The organism is Pseudolactococcus laudensis, from assembly GCF_013449735.1.
In the GTDB taxonomy this organism is placed as follows: domain Bacteria; phylum Bacillota; class Bacilli; order Lactobacillales; family Streptococcaceae; genus Pseudolactococcus; species Pseudolactococcus laudensis.
The window spans coordinates 1-2242 of record NZ_JACBNY010000059.1 but is presented as its reverse complement, the minus strand read 5'-3'; the positions used below and the strand labels follow the sequence as shown (position 1 = coordinate 2242).

3 protein-coding genes and 2 pseudogenes are annotated in these 2242 nt (G+C 42.3%); 4 read left to right on the top strand and 1 reads right to left on the bottom strand.

Going from position 1 to position 2242, the window contains the following annotated elements:
- The 4 genes and pseudogenes from HZR21_RS11430 to HZR21_RS12215 all read left to right on the top strand — a co-directional run.
- Positions 1–910 (top strand): mucin-binding protein (locus tag HZR21_RS11430; RefSeq protein WP_246307862.1); only part of this gene is annotated, 910 nt, incomplete at its 5' end.
- A gap of 11 nt (positions 911–921) precedes the next feature.
- Positions 922–1360 (top strand): annotated as a pseudogene (locus HZR21_RS11425) (MarR family transcriptional regulator).
- Positions 1361–1542: 182 nt separating this feature from the next.
- Positions 1543–1830, top strand: a complete 288-nt coding sequence (locus tag HZR21_RS12220) for an SGNH/GDSL hydrolase family protein (RefSeq protein WP_246307860.1) — start codon at positions 1543–1545, stop codon at positions 1828–1830.
- A gap of 12 nt (positions 1831–1842) precedes the next feature.
- Entirely contained in the window at positions 1843–2049 is a 207-nt protein-coding gene (locus tag HZR21_RS12215) for an SGNH/GDSL hydrolase family protein (RefSeq protein WP_246307859.1), read from the top strand.
- A 120-nt stretch (positions 2050–2169) separates the two neighbouring features.
- Here HZR21_RS12215 and HZR21_RS11415 read toward each other — a convergent pair.
- Positions 2170–2242: pseudogene (locus HZR21_RS11415) on the bottom strand (IS6 family transposase); the annotation flags it as partial.

Below are 2242 nucleotides of genomic sequence, written 5' to 3'. Positions count from 1 at the left end.
TAGAGTACCAACAGTAGTCTATCCAAATGACCCAAGTGATGCGACGAAGGTTACACCAGCCGGTGTACCGACGGTACCAGGTTATACAGCACATGATCCAGAAGGTCATGTTTTGACACCAGGTAGCAGTTATCAGCCAAGTGATCCGAAGAAAGATACAACGATCACCTATACCGCAGATACGCAAAAAGGTAGTGTCAGCTACGTTGATGATACGACCAGAACAACTTTAAAGACGGATTCAATTTCAGGAACAACGGGCTCGAAATCCAGTTATAGTACCAGTGGCAACATTGCGGATTATAAGAAACACGGGTATGAGTTGGTTACTGATGGCTATCCAGCAGATTTGACATTCGACAATAATGACACAACTGATCAGAACTTCACGGTTCACTTGAAGCATAAAAACATTCAGTCTACAGAGGCCAAAACCGTTACAGAAACTATTCATTATCAAGGCGCTGGTAATCAAACTCCTGCTGATAACACCGCTCAAGTGACCTTTACGCGTCAAGTCTCAACTGATACGGTTACAGGTGAAAAGACCTATGGGTCTTGGTCAGCTGATCAAAGCTTTGCGGCAGTGACTAGCCCAGTTATTAAGGGTTATACGCCAGATCAAGCTGAAATTGGGGCACAAACTGTGAGTGGTGACGCTAGTGATCTTGACTTTACGGTGATTTATACCAAGGATGCGCCAACAAAACCAGTTAATCCAAGTCAACCAACGACGCCAGCAAAACCGGTTCAGGCTGGTCAAGCGGCGGCTACTAATTTTGTGGACCAACGGTTGCCTCAAACTGGTGAAACTGATCAACAACACATGACGCTGAGTGGCTTATTACTATTAGCAATGAGTAGTGTGTTAGGACTCTTCGGAATGACTAAGCGGCAGCGCAAAGAATAGGATGATATTATATGCAAAATCATCGGCAAACTAAGATCCAGTTTGAGAGCTTAGCAACCCCTACAGGCTATTCAGAAACAAGCATACCAGATGTTAATGCAAGGGCTGACCACAACTGTTTTCTCAATGAGTGAGTGGGAAATATTAATCTATCTGGAACAACACGGACAAGCCACTGCTAGTGAATTAGCTGATGCGTTCATGGTTAGGCGCACACTAATTTCCAGAAACACTTGGCGACTGATTCAAGATAATTTAATTCAATCACAAGTAAATCAAACTAATCGACGAATTGCTCGGCTAAACTTGACTACTAATGGCCAAGAAACTTTCCAAAGGAGCGTTAGGCAAGTGCAAGCAAATTTAAAAACTTTCAACCAAAGTCACGATTTGGAGAAGTTGACTAAACAAGTGGAAACTTTGTCACAACAACTGGCTAAGATAAATTAAAAGTTTTTCAAAGTAAGTAAAGTTGCCTTAATGTAAATAAAGATCGGTCCGTTAAAACCCTTGGGGTTGAGCAGGCCGGTCTTTTATTGAAGTGAAGCAAATTTAAACATTAAGATTATTTTTGCCTGTAATAATAACTATCTGAATAAGGGACATTTTTACTAAAACACTTGGTAGCTGGAATGTTAGAAAAGCACTGCCCTGCGGCGATGTGTACCATCTATTTAGGCATGCTATTAAAAAAATGGCAAAGCTTAAAGATTAAGGGCGATCGGACGATGAACTTGGCGTATAAAGTCATGATGAACCAGCAGCGAAGCTATACGTTACGGCAGTACGCGGTGATTTGTATTGGGACCAACGCGCTGGATGATTACGAAGAGCAAACCATGAAGATCATTCATGACTTGGAGCCGGGGCATAAGTTGATTCTGATGACACCTTATAATGCCCGGGCCGATACTGACTGAAATTCATCAAAGTTGGCCGTTTTGGAACGGCATCTGCCAGCTAAGTATAAGTTCATTACGATTGCCGACTGGGGCAAGATTGCGGCGCAACATCCAGAAGTCTTCAAAGGGATAGATGGCGTACACTTCGGTGGCATTCGGGATGGTGATATTTTATACGTCAAGGTAATCAATCAGGCACTACAAGTGGCTAAGCATTCCCCTGTTAAAGAGGATTAGATAAAAATATTTCTTGACGTTTTTGATATATAATTATTAAAGTGTTTAGATAGAGTAAAGCGGGGCGGTTCTGTTGCGAAGTTTGAAAATCAAACGAGCCCTCTCTGAACTCAGAATATCTTAGGCTGGTATTCCCATTAATACCTTGATTTCAGTAGACACCGAAAAGCCGAAGAGCGTTCCATTTCTTCGG

Bases quoted from the DNA above. Each gene is read 5' to 3' on its own strand.
- HZR21_RS12220 (WP_246307860.1), top strand. From the start codon at position 1,543: ATGTTAGAAAAGCACTGCCCTGCGGCGATGTGTACCATCTATTTAGGC.